Consider the following 16,102-nt stretch of genomic DNA (forward strand, 5'->3'; position numbering starts at 1 on the left):
AATCAACTCCCCACTTTTACAGGTATGTTCAAGAATTTCAAAGCGTTTTTACCGAGCATCGCATCACTTTGTGCCTTTGAAAGACCAAGCGTGTCGTCAATCACTTTTCCAGGAGGGACTTCCCTCAAAAGGAATGGATAATCCGATCCCATGATGATTCGCTCATACCCGAAATTCTGCACTAAGTAATTCAAATTCACAGGCTCATTCACCAATGAGTCATAGTAAAATTGCTTCGCGTAATGGCTCGGCGGCTTATCAAGTAAACGCAGATGCGGCCAAACCTTCCAGCCCTGATCCAAACGAGGCAGCAGGTAAGGCAGCGCCCCTCCGCCATGAGCCAAACAGATTTTAAGCTTAGGGAACTTATCCATGATGCCCCCTAAAATAAGGCTTGCTCCTGCAAGTGCCGTTTCACTCGGCATTCCCACCGTGTACATCAAGTTGTGACGCGGCATTCGCTCCTTACCGAGTGTTTCCCATGGATGAATGAACAAAGGAACATCCCATTGCTCCGCCATTTCAAAAAACTCGATGAACTGAGGGTCATCAAGGTTAACACCATTCACATTCGTGCCAATTTCAATTCCGCTCAAGCGCAGCTCATGTTTACAGCGGTCCATTTCACGAATCGCCACTTCGACATTCTGCAGCGGCACCGCACCAAGCCCTATGAACTTCGTTGGAAACTGGTTGCAAATGTCGGCAATGAAATCATTCTGGACCCTTGCTAAAATTTCTGCTTCCTCAGCAGGTGCCCAGTAGGAAAATGTCACAGGAATCGGTGACAGTACCTGCATGTCGACCCCTTCACGTTCCATATCCTTTATACGCTTCTCGGCACTCCACACCTGGTCAGTCACCTCGCGGAACACCTTGCCTGCCACCATGATGTTGGCACCGCATGCGCATGTTCGCTCTAGCGTCGGCCATTTCTCCCCGCTGAAGCGCTTCGTGAGCTCAGTGAAATTTTCCGGAATGATATGCGTATGGAAGTCTACTCGCATTTCCATTCACTCGCTTCTGGTGGCATTTCATAACCGCAGTTCTTGCACTTTCGTAGCTCTTCATTTCCGTTAAAGCTGGCAATCGCTTCTTTAACCTGAACTTCGATATTCGTTAGCTGAATGGTTGCGCGGTGCATCTCGTGGTCACACTTGTCGCAGAACCAGACAAAATCTTCAAGCTCGCCTTCAGCACGATTGCGTTCAATGACAAGACCGATTGTATTAGGCACTCGGTGAGGTGAGTGCGGCACATTCGCAGGCAGGTGGAACATTTCCCCTTCTTTTACCTCAACAACTTCACGCTTGCCTTCAGCATTGATGACCTCTACATAGCAGCTGCCCTGGATTTGATAAAAAATTTCCTCGGACGGGTCAACGTGGAAATCCCGTCTCTTGTTCGGGCCGCCCAACAGCATCACCATCAGCTCGGCATCCTTCCAGATGACTTTATTGTTTACCGGCGGCTTAAGCTGGTCTCTATTTTCCTCAATAAATTTCAAAAGATTGATCGGAACAAATTGGCTTTTCATTTTTCCTCGTCTCCCTTCAATTCTTGTAAAATTAAGTTTCTACCTTTTTTTGACTAAAAAACTTTTTCAGTTTACATAATATAATTATTGTTAATTTAAATGAATAGGTTCACTGCGGTTACTTTATATTTACTCCGCTACCTCAGCACAGCTGCCCTTAAGCGATTTTTGCATATGCACCACTTCATCCGCTAAAAGCGAAATCCGTTGCAGTAAATCCGTATCCACAATCTCGTTCTCTCGGTTAAAATGATCATAGTTTGCGTACACATAGCTCGGTGCCACAAAAGCGCGGAAGTAGCCCGCAATCGGCTTCAATTGATTTTCAATCACTAGGAAATGTTGGTAAGTGCCCCCATTGGCTACAAACCCCATCACTTTGTTACGGAACGCATCAGGATGGATCAAGTCAAACAAATTCTTCAGCACACCCGGAATCGACCCTTGAAAAATTGGTGTTCCGATAATATAGAAATCCGCATTTGAAACCTTTTCAATTACTGTCCTCGTATCCTCTGAATACGTCGATGGATCGCGTCCATCACAGAACTGGACATCGTAATCCATCATATCTAGCATTTCAACCTCGATTTCCGGATACTTCTTTTTCACATCATCAAGCACTTTACGAACGACAATGCCTGTTTTGGCACCAATGATCGTGCCGGAGATTCCCAATAATTTCATCTCGTACCCTCCTATTCTCGTAAAAATGATACTAGAGCCTGCCGCCACAAAAGATTCGCACCTGCAGGGTATCCTGCTTTCCGCCAAGAACCCTACTTTCCTGCCGTCCATCCCAATAAGGTATTCGACAGGTGAACCTCTCCTTCAGATAGTAGCTGCCTGATTCTTGTGGAAGAGATCGGACTTCCCTTTGAGCAGCACACTGGCTTTGTCACCCGTACCCGGAAGTACATTTCCAGCAGAGCAATATCCCCAATACGGTCCTTCCCAAATCTGAAATCACCGCCAACCATGACTTCAAGCGGGTTAAGCTTCGCTAAAGTGTCAATAAACTCATAAGCACTACGCCTGGCATACATCTCATCAAACCTTGCAACCACTGAATGGTGAGCTCCAAGCTTCTCTATTTTCAAAAGCTTCTCATCCAAAGTCGTCAGCATCCTTACTCCTTGAAAAAACACTCTTGGCGGAGGATCAAATGTGTATACAACACTTGGCACCTTCAGCTTTCGGCCTCTTTGCACCGCCTGTCTGATGACAGCCTGATGGCCACGATGGACACCATCAAAGGCACCTATGGCCACGATCGATTGCGGCAACTCCAAAGTAGTGTATACATGTGCTTTCATTTGACCTTCTCCTCCTGTGATCCGCATTTATTTTGTAAGCGCTTCCTTATTATCCAGCTGACATCCCTTTAACGCTTCCTCAACCATATCGAGTTTTGCCTGACGCTTATAGTTGTTATAGAAAATACCTCGCTTGCGAATCGGGTCTCCTGTGTAATAGCGCTCATACTGCAACAATCGCTGTCCGAACGCCTCGCCGCACAGATCCCACGCAAGTTTGAAAATGCTGACGCGCTCCAGTGAAGATACACCTTCACGTCCAACATAGTAGTTATCAATCGACTCGCGTAATTCAACAGCGTCAAAATCAGCGCCTGTTGGTGACATCAATAATCCGCCAGCTCCTACAATTTGCATAACTTCAATCGCGCGTGGATACATTTTTGGCAGCAGGCCGCGAATCGTTTCAAGTGCTACATAATCTGGCATCGCTTCCCCTTGCTCCGTAATTGTGTGCTCATATTCCGCAACCTTCAGCAATGCTCTGATTGACTCAAGCGACTGCGCAAGTTCTCCTAGCTGGTCCTGAACATTCAGGTATCCATCAACACCAATTGTGTCAGCTACCTTCATGGCTACTTGTGTAGCGAACTCCAATTTTACAAGACCCCGGACACCTGACTGATGTGCTGGCTGCTGTCCTGCACCTGTCATTGGGTATAGCTTGTTGGCTGCTTCGACGTTGTTATATAAGAAAACACGGTCCCAAGGAACGACTACATCATCAAAAACAAGCAAGGCATCCATTTCTTCGAATCTTGAAGCAAGCGGATGATCAAAGAAAGAACGAGTTCCATCCTGCATCGGTTCACGGCAGATGATGCGCAGGCCAGGTGTTTCAATTGGAATAGCAAATGCTAAAGCATACTTCTCATCTCCAGGTGCAAATCCAGGGAATGAATAAATAATGACTTCATCAGTGATCGGGGCAAGTGTCGCAAGCATTTTTGCTCCTCTTACCACCAAACCATCCGGTGTTTCCTTTACTGCGCCAAGATGTGTGAACTCATCCTTCTGTTCGTGAGAAGTCTTGCTGCGGTCGTTTTGCGGGTTGATGATTGCATGTGTTAAGAAGATATCGTTATCGCGAAGATGTTTATAATAGTTGCGGACATTATCCGCCCAGTTTTGATTGTATTTTTCAAAGAACCAGGAATTGTAGTACATGGAAGTCACAACAACGTTCAAGAAATCGGGTGTTCTTCCCATCAGTCCGAAGGTTGCCTTTGCATACGCTTCGAATACGTTGCGGCGTTTTACCAAATCCTCATAGCTCTTAGGGACAAGGAATGAGTTGTTGACTCTCTCCCCTGTCTCTTCGCATACATGAGTGATTTTATCCTGGAATTCCGGATCATGCTGCATATCATACAGCCTTGCGATTTCAAGAATCGGCTGCTTGAACACCGGCTCCTCAAACAAATTTTCCACCTTTTTGCCTGAAAGCCATACCTCAGGTTTACGTGCTTTAACTGCTTCGATATATTGAGCCCCAGTCCTAATTCCCATATACACCCTCCTGATAAAATTAATTGAAAATTCAATTTGAATTGTAATACTAAATTTTGAACGTAACTGTAGCCTATTTAACATTTTTTCAGAATTAGTTTTCTTAAAAGTCTAAATTGTCTAACTTATTATAGAAATTAAGCCTTATTTCACCTATGATTATAGTAATTAGCAATCATGGCAAAGCTTCAAATCCAAAAATGTTTTTGGGAGGTAATGGTATGGTTACGGTTTATGAAGATGTATTCCATTGGGAGGCCTATCTAAAATACGGAACTCGCCAGTTTTTCAGGAAAAAGGAATACATTTATCAGCAAGGAAAAAACGGCGAAGGCTTCTACTACCTGCATAAAGGACTAGTACGGATCATCACTGAAACAGCCACTGGAAAAGAAAATATGCTGAACATCGTCATCCCAAACCAGCTGTTGGGCGTTCAGTCACTTGATCAAAACACACATTTCACTACCGCTATAGCCGTCAAAGATTCCGTTGTCTATCACTTCTCTTCAGACGAATTCAGGAAACTTATGATTGCCCATCCAGAACTCTTCAAACTCTTTTCAAAAAGCGTCATTCATAAAATGAAAATCCTTTTAGATCGGATTAATTTGAATGCGCTTACATCAGAACAAAAACTAGCTGTTCTGCTCCACAACATCTGTGATGAATTCAAAAATTACGAAATTCCAATCAGCCAGCAGGACCTCGCCTGCTGTACTGGACTCACACGCATTACTGTATATAAAGTCCTAAAACAATGGCAGGAAGCCGGTGTCGTTGACATCCAAAAACGAAAATACTACATAAAAAAACCAGATTTCTTAAGAAACCTGGTTGGCTGAGCATGAAATTCCATTATTGAATTACTGTTGGGCATTGCTGGCAATGGCCCTGATTTTATCAAAATCCTTAATGACGATTTCACGCTTTTTAAGCTCTATGTAATCTATTTGCTTCCATTTCTGAATAATCTTGTTCACGGTAATCCGGGAAGTGCCAATGTACTTGGAAAAAGCCGTTTGATTCATCGAGGCGTTCCCGTTCTCCTGAACAAGTTTTAGCAAATAAAAAGCCATTTGTTGTTCTACAGGACTATCCAGATGAGCGATGATTTCTGCGAGCGTCCTAAACTTATAGATGAGTGAATCTGTATAAATCATTGCTGCATCGGGATGTTCCTTGCAGATCTTCGCAATCACTTCATCTGAAAAAAAATAAATTCTTGACGCACAAGTCGTCGTACCGCTCGTTAAATAGGGCTCCCCATGAACACCATGCTCACCAAACAGCATCCCAGGCGGAACGATATTAATGATCCGCTCGTCCCCATGATCTGAAAGAAGCGTTACCTTAACCTCACCCATCTTCAAATAATAGATCCCGCGGCCAGCCTCTCCCTGGTGATAAACCACCTTATTCCTCTCCACCTCGAACAACTGGCCATATGCCAAAAAAGGCTCCCATAAATAGCGAAGGTTATGCATGTGATCACCCTTATATTCTTTTTGGACGTTTTTTAATTATTAAGACAATTATATCAAATTTTAACATAGACGTATTTACTAAAATTAGAGCTCCGTCCCTCAGTTTGCTATGCAAAACAACTTATTCTAATTATAAAAAACGTTCAGGAATAATAGCTCTGAACGTTTTGCCGTTTCGTATACTAGTTCGTTTTTATCACAAAATAAATTGGTAAATACTTGAATTTTAATATGGAGGCTTTAGATCTTGTTGGGGATTTAAAATCAGGTTTCCTAATAAACCTAATTTTTATGCATCATATAATTCTAAATAATCAACAAATAGGGATCGTTATTTGCCTTCTGCCTGACTTACATGGAGCACTTAGACTTAAAGTTTTTAACTTGGTTTTTTCAATTGAGGATTATTATGTGAAAGGAACTTGCGGAAGAATTACTCATTAAGAAGAACATCATGATAATAAATTGAATTAGTAATGCTTTTTTATTACAGCATGACTGCAATAATCTTCAGCTCAGCCTTCTTTTTATCAGCTCAAGTTCTCTCTCATTACGTGCAGCTTTTTCCCAGATAAAGTCCTGATCCATTTCTAATCTATTGAATCGATCAATAATTTCACTATGGCGCCCCTCATTCTTAACATCAGTGGCATCCATTTTTGCTTCCATTGAGTCCACTTTTGCTTCCATTGAGTCCATTTTTGCTTCTAAGTTATCCAATCTCTTTTCGATAGAATCCAGCCTCTTGCTGTGTTCCTGTTGAACAGTTTGGATATTCCTAACTATTGTAAGCAATTGAGTAAGCATGCCCTCAACTCTGTCGAATCTTTCTTCCAACATGTTTTCACCTCCCCTTAATCATATTGTAGAATAGTCCTAGAAAATTTAATAGATTAAACGTATTTTCCAATCTTGCTTCATAGTGATTTATCATGCAAATGACTTTCATTACTTTAAACAATTGTGAACTTCGCCAATAAAAATGTGAAAACCGGGATAAAAGTTCCTAGACATGTTTTCTTTTCCCTCACTAACGGGAAATCTGTTACTATGACGATTAGAAATGAGTAAAAAGGTGTGACCAAACTTGAAGAATAAACTTTTTTCCGAAATAGCAGTCCCAATTGAACCTCCCTTTGGCTTTAAACCCAGCAAAGAGTCAGAGCGGGATTTCACTTTTGACAAAGGGGATCGTTTTAAGGATTATCTGTTGGAGAAGGACAGAAAAGCGTATGACTTATCCATCGATGACAATGGACAATGGTACTTTTTCACATCATTGGTTTGTGAATCATTGGATGTGCTGAAGCTTTCAAGGCAAATTTTCAGGCCACCATATTTAAAAGAAGAGACAATGGAACTGGTTGATTTACTAGAGGATTTGAATCTTATTCCTTTATACGAAGGCCACGACAAAGCGTATGGTCATGTTTTATCGCTTGTTGATGAGTTGGCTTCTGTTCCTGCTTTTCTCCAGGCAAGGCTCTCAAACTATGATGGAACAGATGACCCGACGATCATTAAAAAAATCCATTTCATTGAAAATGAATACAAAAGTGAAAAAACCCGGTTCATCTCTGGCTTTGAAACACGTTCATTTGCAACCGTAACAGAGAATGGATTTTACGCAAAAAAAATCCATCTTCCCGGCAACGCACGAACCTATCTGAAGCTGTTCATTTATTTTTCAAGATATGGCATCTTGCCATCACAGCAAATGATGCCAAGGTTTTTAGCAAATCTGTGGGCATCCACTCAGAGCTTGAACATGGAATCAAATCCAGCACTATTTAAAACTGAATCAATAGAAGAAAAATAAGCAATCCTGCATGAGCAGGATTGCTTATTTTTAGCGTAATGAATCAATTAATCAACAAACTTGTGCAGCTACTTAGTTTGAAACCTTTGCTTCATCTTCTCATCAAGCAGCTTGAATGTTTCCATTAAAATGTCCTTTGGTATATCGGCATAACGGTCACCCAAACTCACTTCATAATAGCAGGAATTTTCTCTAGTTTCTTTTAAATGATTGGTAATGCCCACACCAGTTTGTTGCTGAACTTCTATAATAACAGCTTCCACTTCCTCTTTTGAATGGGTTATATGGACATGGAACATATTTGAAACAGGTATTTCAGGGAGAGTTGAAAGATCATAGCATGAATTGTACAGCTGCGCGAGTTCCTTAGCATCTTCGTAATACTGCCCCATTTTGTGAGATCTCTTTTCAAAATAATAGTCCGCTGAAAGGATATAAGGATACAGGCTGATCAGATCCCCGCCGTACCTTCTTTTCCATACCTTAGATTTGTTGATAAACTCTGTGTCTCCTGCTAAAATTGCCCCTGCTATTCCGCCAATTCCCTTATAGAAGGACATATAGACACTGTCAAAAAGCTCACAAACTTCAGCTGCACTTTTCTGGTAATATGGGAGTACTTCCAATAAGCGGGCTCCATCGAGGTGCAGTTTGATCCCATAGGACCGGCAATGCTCGGAAATTTGCACAAGAGTATTAAAGCTAGGCAATTGCCCGCCTATTTCACGTTGAGGCAGCTCGAGCAAGAGACAGGAAATTCCCTCCTCCATTGCCTTGACATCTTCCAGCTCAATTACCCTTGTCTTGTCGGCTAGTAAAACCGTTTCAATTTTATGTAATTCCTTCAACCCATCTTCCTCGTGAATCTCCAAATGGCTCAAAGGATGATAGGCAACCTTTGGAATGCCTTTTTCATCACACCAAATTCGCAAAGCAATCTGCTGGGCCATCGTTCCACTAGGAAAAAAGACCGCCTTTTCCTTCCCTAACAAAACAGCCATTTTATCCTGAAAATCTTCAATGACTTTGCCACTTCCATAAATATCACTTAGCAAACTCCCATCAATAGTTTGGAAAGCTTCTTTTAATATCTGGACATCCCTATTGCCATGTCCGGCCAATTGGTGACTTGTTTGATTATATGAATCTTGTAATGTGGTAACTTCATTCATATTGGTACACCTGCTTTTTATAAGATTCTGTTTTTTCATTTTTCATTATATCAAATGGTAATAAGGTAGGTCATTTTTATCCAATTTGTGGTATTCTATCAATAATTGTAAAGGGGGATTTCACATTAAAAACACAATCATCATAGGAAGTTTTTTAATTCTTTTTTGCGTAATATACTTCACCTTTAATGAAACGGTAAAAATAGTTACTGTAACTGAATTTACGAAAGATCAAAACCTCCCTCATGAAATCATAAAAATGCGTAATGATCGAGTGGAAGGACAAGATATAATTGAAGTGTATAAAGAGTTACCATTGATTGATGTACACAGCCATGATATTAAATTAGTCGATATGAATGAGAAAAGAATACAAGATTACGGCTCATACGTTAATGTTTGGAAAACATACGGAGTTGATAAGACCGTATTGTTCGGAGATATTTCTGAACCTTCTGCTGTTCACACGGATAGTTTGACATGGAAATATTATAAAAAATATACGGATTATATCGTTCCCTCTTTTGCTGGAATACCTCTAGATAAAGATGAGAACGGTGTAGAAATGGTACAAAACAAATTAGAGCAAGGTTACCTGAACATTGGAGAAATTTTAGCAGCATCAACCTATTCACCATTTGCAAATGTACAGTGGAAAGGTGAACACCCTTATTATGGTCGATTACCGGAAATCTACAATCTGGCTGGCGAATATAAAGTTCCCATTTTGCTGCATATTGATCCACCTCAAGGGTCTCCTATACATTTTTTAAAAGTTGCGTTAGAGAAACACCCAAAAACAATCTTTATTTTCGCACACGGTAATGTATATAATTCTCCTGGAAATTTAGATTTACTTTTAAAAGAATACGATAATCTCTATATTGATTTTTACGCAGGTTTTTCTCAATATAATAAAGGACGACAACACGATTTAGAAGATTTTGTAGAATTGATCGAAAAATATCCTGATCGTTTCTTTTTAGGTTCTGATTCAGGCTACGATATCGGGTTAGAGAATTCGTATAAAGCTATGTATGAATTACTTGATTTACTATCTCCAGAAACAGCTGCTATGGTTGCTTCGGAAAACTATAAGAAATTAATAGAAGAACAACCACCAACGAATTATCAGATAAAAAAAATTAAAGATCTGTCAGAGCAGCTTAAGATAAAAGATAAAACTTATCGATTAAATAAACGAAAAGCAAATGAACTAATTTTCCTCTTGGAAAAAAGAATAAAGCAGTGAGTTCCTGCAAGTGACTCACTGCTTTTTATCGTTTAAATTCCCGTTCGCTATACGCAATAATAGGTGTTCATTCTACAAGCCTCTGTGTAATTTAATGAATAAGGAAATTCACAACTTCTTCTTCATTAAATCGATTAAATAGTAAATTTGGGAAATCAAAAATGAAAGAAGAAGTACAATGATTATTCCTACCATTAAAACAGCCTCTTCTGCAGGATCGCCTCCGCCACTTACAATAGAACCAACTATATAAAAGACGATTACACTTACAAATAGAGTTAAGAGGAACATACTAACATATCTGGACATGAACTCACTCCTTATTCGATATTCATAATTATTTTATGCAATCGATTTTAATACCTGCTTTCAATCGATCGAGTATCCTTAGTAAACTTCCTTACGTTTTTATATAAAAATAACCTTAATTCATTTTATGCAAAAACAAAGGCACATTCACACTAAGAATGCGTCTGATAATTAGTTATACATTTTTGAATAAAGCCCCATTCTTCCTTGCAAGCTTTTCCATTACTGACACTAACACAATAGAAATAACCAAATAACATATACCTATAATAAATTCAGTACCTAACAGTTGATTTACATCATAATTTTCGAATCCATATAGAGAACGCAGGGCTTCAATACTGTGAGTGAGAGGCAGTAAGCGCGCCATAATTTCTAAAGCGTCTGGAAGCAATGTAACCGAGAAGTTCACGCCACAGAATACCTGAAAAAAGGCCAATGACAGATTTAAGAACAGGTTTACGTTCGAGAATAATAAACTCACAGATGCGAAAAGCAAAGAAAAACTGATAACAGAAAACAATGTAATGATAAACAACAATAATAAACTGCCTAATCTATCCCAGGGCAAAGTTATGCCAAATAATACACTCCCGATCATCAGCCCTACGATAAAAACAAATAAACCATCGAGAAGAGGAACGATGCCCTTTCTCAGGATAATGAAAAGTGTGGGAGTCGGTGAAGCGATATTTAACTCTAATGTTCCATACCTTCGTTCGGTTCTGAACATATTCATGTAATTGATCATAATCGTTTGACAGGTGTAATAGGCAATGTTTCCGACAACGACATATTTTAAATACTCCGAGCCAATAAATGAGCTAGCAAGGGTGGCAAAAAAGATATAGTGCATAAAAGGATCGACAATACGAAATAAAATGAATAATTTTAGCGTCTGAAAGGAGTAAATCGCTTTATATGATAGATTCGTAAAACCATATTTATTGATTAAAAGCATTATATCGCCCCCAAACTGCCCGTTTTACGCAGCACTATCTCTATTTTTTTCACGATATAATAGGAAAGAATTAAGTAAATAAGACTGACGATAATCGAGATTCCCATCGTTGTAAACATTACAGGAGATAAATCCAGGGTAGCATGTACCGATTTAATTCCCCAGGTCATTGGGATCAGATAAGCTAGCATCCTTAAATAAGCCGGGAACTGTTCAACAGGAATGAATACGCCGCAAAGCAAGATCATTGGAGTAAGGATCAAGTTCTGAAAATCAAATACATTTTGAGAAGCAACAAAGACGACGGCTAATATTAGACCAACAACACTTAATGAAAAAACAAGTACAAGTATAGAAAGAAAAAATAATCCGTAGCTGGCAATCTCTAAATGGAATTGAAAAATAAACCTAGCATAAATAAAACTTAACGCCATGGAGATTAAAGCAATCACAGAATTACTCAAAGCTTTTGTCAAAATGACCGCAAATAATGATACTGGAGCGGCAATTAATAATTTTAGCGTGTCACTCCACTTTTGTGAGATCAGTGCCGAGCCTGATGAATATAAGACATAGCTCCACATACTGATCAGGGCAGATGCCACGACAAATTTGTCCGAATTCATATCCCCTCTCAGCTGCTTAAGAAAATAGCCTATCGATAAAAACATTAGCGGCTGAAAAAACAGCAGGAATTGATACATCTTATTATTGAAATTAGTAAAATATTTAATTTCTCTTATCAGCAGAAAAAATAGATTCATCCTTCTCACCCTACATCCTTCATGTGATAGATATAGGCATCCTCCAGGGAGATTTCTCTCTTTCCGATTTTCAAAATCTCCCCAAATTGACTAAGATATTTCGTGACAATGTCCATATCGGTCTCATTGACTTCGAAATGAACATTATAATAAGGCTCTTTTATAACCTCAATTTCAAGTTTATTAAAATAGTGATCTTGCTTTATTTTTTCTATATCATAGATACTCATTGTAGCTTCAAATAAATTAAGATGATTGCAGCTCCGCTTAATATAATCCGGTTCACCTATCAGACTGATTTTTCCAGCTTTGATAAAAGCGATACGATCACAAAGTTCATCAGCTTCCTGCATATAATGGGTCGTGAGAATGATGGTAATGCCTTTGTTTGATAAATCCTTTACAAGGTCTCGCAATAATTTTGCGCCAATCGGATCTAAACCAATCGTTGGTTCATCAAGGAACAACAGCTCAGGATCATTAATCAAACACCTTGCAATATGTAATCGTTGAATCATACCCTTTGAATATGTGTGGATTTTTTGATTTTCTGCATCCTCTAATTTAACTAATGTAAGTAATTCTTTAATTAAACCTGGTTGCTCTTTATTTTTGATTTTATAAAGCGTACAAAAGTAATGCATATACTCTTTCGCTGTCAATCTTCCATATACGCCTCGTTCACCCCCATAGACGAAATTTATATGATTACGAATCTTGTGACTCTCCGAAGCAACATCATAGCCAAGAACCTTTGCTTCACCCGCGGAAGGAAGCAACAATGTTGTCAAAATTTTAATCGTCGTCGTTTTCCCAGCACCATTAGGTCCAAGCAAACCAAAGACTTCCCCTTTTTCTACGTCAAAAGTAATATTTTCTAAAGCATATTTCAAACCCTCTTTCAATTTATAAAAGCGAGAAACCCCTTTAACTTCTATGATTTTACTCATCGACTCACCCCTAAACAATTTAGTCATTGATAAATATTACCATAATTTCTCAATAAATCTAGATATTATCAAAAGATTCTTACAAATTTTCATATAATTATTTTCTTCTCATTAAAAATGCGACGCTCCAGGTGGGTGTCGCTTTGATGTCATTTTTTAAATATGTAAAGACTGACTATGATGATCCCCAAAAAAAGAATATTCCTGGGACTCTTTTACAAACTAATAAAGTATATAGTTTCACTTAGAAATGGAGTTAACCATAAGATGAGCATTATATTAGCACTATTGGCTGCATTATTTGCGTCGTTTACAGCAATACTGGCCAAGATTGGAATAGAAGATGTCGATTCAAATTTAGCTACTGCTGTCAGGACGGTTGTCGTCTTGATTATGGCTTTTCTGATGGTCATCATAACGGGACAAACCGGCAGCATTATTACCGTTTCGATGCATGCACTGATTTTCCTAATACTTTCTGGACTGACCACAGGTTTGTCATGGATATGTTTTTTTAAAGCGATACAAATTGGTGATGTTTCAAAGGTTGTACCGATCGATAAAGCAAGTGTCGTTCTCACAATCGTGTTATCCTTTATAATTCTCAAAGAACCTGCAACGGCAGTAGTAATAACGGGTGGAATAGTGATATCCATCGGAACCTTTGTGTTAATAAGTAAAAAAGATAAAAATAACAAGGAGAAGAAAGTTTTAAATACCAAGTCTTATATTTTTCTCGCTATTCTTTCGGCGATTTTTGCTGCGCTTACAAATATTTTAGCCAAGATTGGAATTGAAGGCGTGGATTCAAATGTTGCTACATTTATTCGTACTGTAGTGATTCTTCTTTTTGCCTGGGGAATTGTTTTCTTTCAAGGAACTTTCAAAGAACTAAGTAATATCACAAAGAAATCATATATTTTCCTCATTTTATCTGGAGCGGCAACAGGATTCTCGTGGCTATGCTATTTTGGAGCATTGGCACTTGGCAAGGTAAGTGTCGTAAATCCGATCGACAAGTTTAGTGTAGTGCTTACCATGATCTTAAGCTTTGTAATTTTAAAAGAGAAACCAACGAAGTATACGATTGCTGGGGCTGTACTTATTACGATTGGGACAGGGCTGCTGATTATTTAAATGTTGTTGTTCCTAAATTTAGAATAAAAAAAAGGACTATGCTGTCCTTTTTTTATTGATCTCTTGCAGATTGTACAGACATAAGCTTTATTAATGATTTTCCGCGCCATCATTCGCCATCAATACCCAAAGTACGACATACCGTAAAAATAAAGTCACATCCTGCGCTTTCCCGAGAAATAATTCTTAACTTATTTTCATGATTTCACATCACAAACTGCCTCTGCACAAAGATTCTGAGAATCATATAAAACTTCCCCATCAATCATTGCAAGTTCAACCTTCATTTCTTTTATCAAACTTTTATCTTGATTCAATATACTGGAGTCTAACACAACGAAATCAGCTAACTTTCCTGCCTCTATGCTTCCCTTTATATTTTCCTCAAAGCTTGCATATGCACCATTCCAGGTGTAAGCCCTGATCGCTTCCATTATTTCGATGCGCTGGTTCTCTCCTACTGATTTTCCTCCGATCGATTTCCGATTTACGGCAGCATGGATGCCGAGTAGAGGATCCATGAAGGTTACTGGTGCATCAGATCCAAATGCGGCAATAATTCCTTTTTCAATAAAATCGCGGGCAGGATACATCACATCCACCCGATCACCGTAATATTCGAGGTACTTATCACCGTTGACGTACATGAAGACTGGATTTGGAGTTACAACAACACCGAGTTTCTCCATCCTCTCTTGCAAATCTGGAGAGGAAATCCCAGCATGTTCAATTCGGTGTCGGTGATCAGACCGCGGATGCTTGGCCAACGCCGTTTCATAACAATTCAACAGCATTTCAATCGCTCGATCCCCCTGTGCATGTGCCGTCAGCTGAAACCCTTTTTCATGAGCTAATCCTAGTATTCTATTTAACTCTTGCTGGCTATAATAAATAATTCCTTTATCCGAAGGGTCATGAGTATATCCTTCGCGTGTCGCAATCGTAGGACCAACACTGCTTCCATCGGTAAAAAGCTTGGCAGGACCAATTTTGAAACGTTCATCACCAAGTCCGGTAATCGGTCCGGCGTCGACCATTTTTTTTACAAAATCGTGAGAATTGGTTAATGAGCCAATCATCGCATATACTCGAACCTTCACTTCATTCGCCTTGACCGCCTGCTGCATAATCCGGATTGTTTCTGCTCCATCTCCATAAGCACCGGCATCATGGATACTTGTGATTCCTGCCTTAATGAATTCCTCTGAAGCTAACTTGATCCCTTTACGAATTTCCTCATTCGTATAACTCGCATACTCAAACACCTGCATATGTGCGTTTTCGATCATGCGACCAGTAAGGGTGCCATCTTGATTCCTTTCAATGATTCCACCTTCTGGATTCGGAGTTTTATCGTTTATGTTAGCTATTTCAAGGGCCTTGCTGTTTACAACGGACGTATGGTTACATGTCCGAATGATGACAATTGGATGCTCTGTCGATATTTCATCAAGCTCAGCTCTTGTCGGATAACGCTTTTCTCTTAGTTTTTGTTCATTAAAACCCCAGGCCCTGACCCATTGTCCTTTTTGAGTTTCAGCAGCCTTTTTACGAAGGTCGACAAACAGATCATCTAAAGACTGTACATGCGGCTCAATACAGCTTACTCCTAAAAGGTTGGTACCATAAATCGTCAAATGAATATGTGAGTCTATTAATCCTGGGAGCAGTGATCTTCCTTGCAGATTGATTATCTTTGTTTCATTCGCGACAAAATTTTGGATTTCTTCATTCGATCCCACGGCAAGGATGCGATTTCCTTTTACGGCAACAGCCTGTGCAACCCTGTCCTGTTTATCGACGGTCATTACTTCTCCATTTAAGAAGACGATATCTGCTTTCATTTCAATCCCCTTTCTTGTATGAAAAAATCGTCAGACCCATTTTTA

The 16,102-nt window shown here is 39.4% G+C and carries 17 protein-coding genes; 4 read left to right on the forward strand and 13 right to left on the reverse strand.

The window, feature by feature from the left end:
• Positions 1-2 precede the first annotated feature (2 nt).
• The 5 genes from V7201_RS15035 to V7201_RS15055 form a co-directional block, all read right to left on the reverse strand.
• Entirely contained in the window at positions 3-1,013 is a 1,011-nt protein-coding gene (locus tag V7201_RS15035; RefSeq protein WP_335377560.1) for an amidohydrolase family protein, read from the reverse strand.
• Entirely contained in the window at positions 998-1,537 is a 540-nt protein-coding gene (locus V7201_RS15040) for a 3-hydroxyanthranilate 3,4-dioxygenase (protein ID WP_335377561.1), read from the reverse strand. Before V7201_RS15040 ends, V7201_RS15035 begins: the two co-directional genes overlap by 16 nt.
• 129 nt (positions 1,538-1,666) lie before the next feature.
• Positions 1,667-2,224: an NADPH-dependent FMN reductase gene (locus V7201_RS15045; RefSeq protein WP_335377562.1), complete on the reverse strand. Its 558-nt coding sequence runs from the start codon at positions 2,222-2,224 to the stop codon at positions 1,667-1,669.
• A 92-nt stretch (positions 2,225-2,316) separates the two neighbouring features.
• Positions 2,317-2,853: an FAD synthetase family protein gene (locus V7201_RS15050; protein WP_335377563.1), complete on the reverse strand. Its 537-nt coding sequence runs from the start codon at positions 2,851-2,853 to the stop codon at positions 2,317-2,319.
• A 27-nt stretch (positions 2,854-2,880) separates the two neighbouring features.
• Positions 2,881-4,362 carry a 4-hydroxyphenylacetate 3-hydroxylase family protein gene (locus tag V7201_RS15055; RefSeq protein WP_335377564.1) on the reverse strand — a complete coding sequence of 494 codons (1,482 nt, stop codon included), beginning with the start codon at positions 4,360-4,362 and terminating at the stop codon, positions 2,881-2,883.
• 221 nt (positions 4,363-4,583) lie between these two features.
• Here V7201_RS15055 and V7201_RS15060 point away from each other — a divergent pair, with 221 nt between their 5' ends.
• Positions 4,584-5,207 (forward strand): Crp/Fnr family transcriptional regulator, encoded by a 624-nt coding sequence (locus V7201_RS15060; protein WP_335377565.1) that lies wholly within the window; start codon positions 4,584-4,586, stop codon positions 5,205-5,207.
• A gap of 21 nt (positions 5,208-5,228) precedes the next feature.
• Here V7201_RS15060 and V7201_RS15065 read toward each other — a convergent pair whose 3' ends face one another.
• Positions 5,229-5,816, reverse strand: a complete 588-nt coding sequence (locus V7201_RS15065) for a Crp/Fnr family transcriptional regulator (RefSeq protein ID WP_335377566.1) — start codon at positions 5,814-5,816, stop codon at positions 5,229-5,231.
• 543 nt (positions 5,817-6,359) lie between these two features.
• Complete coding sequence (locus tag V7201_RS15070) at positions 6,360-6,689, reverse strand: hypothetical protein (protein WP_335377567.1); 330 nt, start codon at positions 6,687-6,689, stop codon at positions 6,360-6,362.
• Positions 6,690-6,936: 247 nt separating this feature from the next.
• Here V7201_RS15070 and V7201_RS15075 point away from each other — a divergent pair, with 247 nt between their 5' ends.
• Positions 6,937-7,668 carry a hypothetical protein gene (locus V7201_RS15075; RefSeq protein WP_335377568.1) on the forward strand — a complete coding sequence of 244 codons (732 nt, stop codon included), beginning with the start codon at positions 6,937-6,939 and terminating at the stop codon, positions 7,666-7,668.
• Between the two features lie 68 nt (positions 7,669-7,736).
• Here the strand turns inward: V7201_RS15075 and V7201_RS15080 are convergent, their stop codons facing one another.
• Complete coding sequence (locus V7201_RS15080; protein ID WP_335377569.1) at positions 7,737-8,840, reverse strand: threonine aldolase family protein; 1,104 nt, start codon at positions 8,838-8,840, stop codon at positions 7,737-7,739.
• A gap of 259 nt (positions 8,841-9,099) precedes the next feature.
• Between V7201_RS15080 and V7201_RS15085 the strand changes: the two genes are divergently transcribed.
• Entirely contained in the window at positions 9,100-10,092 is a 993-nt protein-coding gene (locus tag V7201_RS15085; RefSeq protein WP_335377570.1) for an amidohydrolase family protein, read from the forward strand.
• 108 nt (positions 10,093-10,200) lie between these two features.
• Here V7201_RS15085 and V7201_RS15090 read toward each other — a convergent pair whose 3' ends face one another.
• From V7201_RS15090 to V7201_RS15105, 4 genes are all read right to left on the reverse strand, one after another.
• Positions 10,201-10,401: a hypothetical protein gene (locus V7201_RS15090; RefSeq protein WP_335377571.1), complete on the reverse strand. Its 201-nt coding sequence runs from the start codon at positions 10,399-10,401 to the stop codon at positions 10,201-10,203.
• 175 nt (positions 10,402-10,576) lie between these two features.
• Positions 10,577-11,362 (reverse strand): ABC transporter permease, encoded by a 786-nt coding sequence (locus tag V7201_RS15095; protein WP_335377572.1) that lies wholly within the window; start codon positions 11,360-11,362, stop codon positions 10,577-10,579.
• Positions 11,362-12,126, reverse strand: coding sequence for an ABC transporter permease (locus V7201_RS15100; protein WP_335377573.1), 765 nt, complete (start codon positions 12,124-12,126; stop codon positions 11,362-11,364). Before V7201_RS15100 ends, V7201_RS15095 begins: the two co-directional genes overlap by 1 nt.
• A gap of 5 nt (positions 12,127-12,131) precedes the next feature.
• Positions 12,132-13,076: an ABC transporter ATP-binding protein gene (locus V7201_RS15105; protein WP_335377574.1), complete on the reverse strand. Its 945-nt coding sequence runs from the start codon at positions 13,074-13,076 to the stop codon at positions 12,132-12,134.
• 267 nt (positions 13,077-13,343) lie between these two features.
• Between V7201_RS15105 and V7201_RS15110 the strand changes: the two genes are divergently transcribed.
• A complete protein-coding gene (locus tag V7201_RS15110; protein WP_335377575.1) occupies positions 13,344-14,213 on the forward strand; it encodes an EamA family transporter in 870 nt (289 codons plus the stop codon).
• A gap of 197 nt (positions 14,214-14,410) precedes the next feature.
• On the opposite strand, the gene V7201_RS15115 is transcribed toward V7201_RS15110, so the two are convergent.
• Complete coding sequence (locus V7201_RS15115) at positions 14,411-16,057, reverse strand: amidohydrolase (RefSeq protein ID WP_335377576.1); 1,647 nt, start codon at positions 16,055-16,057, stop codon at positions 14,411-14,413.
• Between the last annotated feature and the right edge of the window lie 45 nt (positions 16,058-16,102).

The sequence above is a fragment of the Bacillus sp. JJ1122 genome, assembly GCF_036964885.1.
Taxonomy (GTDB): Bacteria; Bacillota; Bacilli; order Bacillales; family Cytobacillaceae; genus Mesobacillus.

Excerpts from the sequence above, each read along its gene's own strand:
- V7201_RS15095 (WP_335377572.1), bottom strand. The coding sequence starts at position 11,362 with ATGCTTTTAATCAATAAATATGGTTTTACGAATCTATCATATAAAGCG.
- V7201_RS15040 (WP_335377561.1), bottom strand. The coding sequence starts at position 1,537 with ATGAAAAGCCAATTTGTTCCGATCAATCTTTTGAAATTTATTGAGGAA.
- V7201_RS15115 (WP_335377576.1), bottom strand. The coding sequence starts at position 16,057 with ATGAAAGCAGATATCGTCTTCTTAAATGGAGAAGTAATGACCGTCGAT.
- V7201_RS15045 (WP_335377562.1), bottom strand. The coding sequence starts at position 2,224 with ATGAAATTATTGGGAATCTCCGGCACGATCATTGGTGCCAAAACAGGC.
- V7201_RS15100 (WP_335377573.1), bottom strand. The coding sequence starts at position 12,126 with ATGAATCTATTTTTTCTGCTGATAAGAGAAATTAAATATTTTACTAAT.
- V7201_RS15110 (WP_335377575.1), top strand. The coding sequence starts at position 13,344 with ATGAGCATTATATTAGCACTATTGGCTGCATTATTTGCGTCGTTTACA.
- V7201_RS15090 (WP_335377571.1), bottom strand. The coding sequence starts at position 10,401 with ATGTCCAGATATGTTAGTATGTTCCTCTTAACTCTATTTGTAAGTGTA.
- V7201_RS15055 (WP_335377564.1), bottom strand. The coding sequence starts at position 4,362 with ATGGGAATTAGGACTGGGGCTCAATATATCGAAGCAGTTAAAGCACGT.
- V7201_RS15035 (WP_335377560.1), bottom strand. The coding sequence starts at position 1,013 with ATGGAAATGCGAGTAGACTTCCATACGCATATCATTCCGGAAAATTTC.
- V7201_RS15085 (WP_335377570.1), top strand. The coding sequence starts at position 9,100 with ATGCGTAATGATCGAGTGGAAGGACAAGATATAATTGAAGTGTATAAA.
- V7201_RS15070 (WP_335377567.1), bottom strand. The coding sequence starts at position 6,689 with ATGTTGGAAGAAAGATTCGACAGAGTTGAGGGCATGCTTACTCAATTG.
- V7201_RS15105 (WP_335377574.1), bottom strand. The coding sequence starts at position 13,076 with ATGAGTAAAATCATAGAAGTTAAAGGGGTTTCTCGCTTTTATAAATTG.
- V7201_RS15050 (WP_335377563.1), bottom strand. The coding sequence starts at position 2,853 with ATGAAAGCACATGTATACACTACTTTGGAGTTGCCGCAATCGATCGTG.
- V7201_RS15060 (WP_335377565.1), top strand. The coding sequence starts at position 4,584 with ATGGTTACGGTTTATGAAGATGTATTCCATTGGGAGGCCTATCTAAAA.
- V7201_RS15080 (WP_335377569.1), bottom strand. The coding sequence starts at position 8,840 with ATGAATGAAGTTACCACATTACAAGATTCATATAATCAAACAAGTCAC.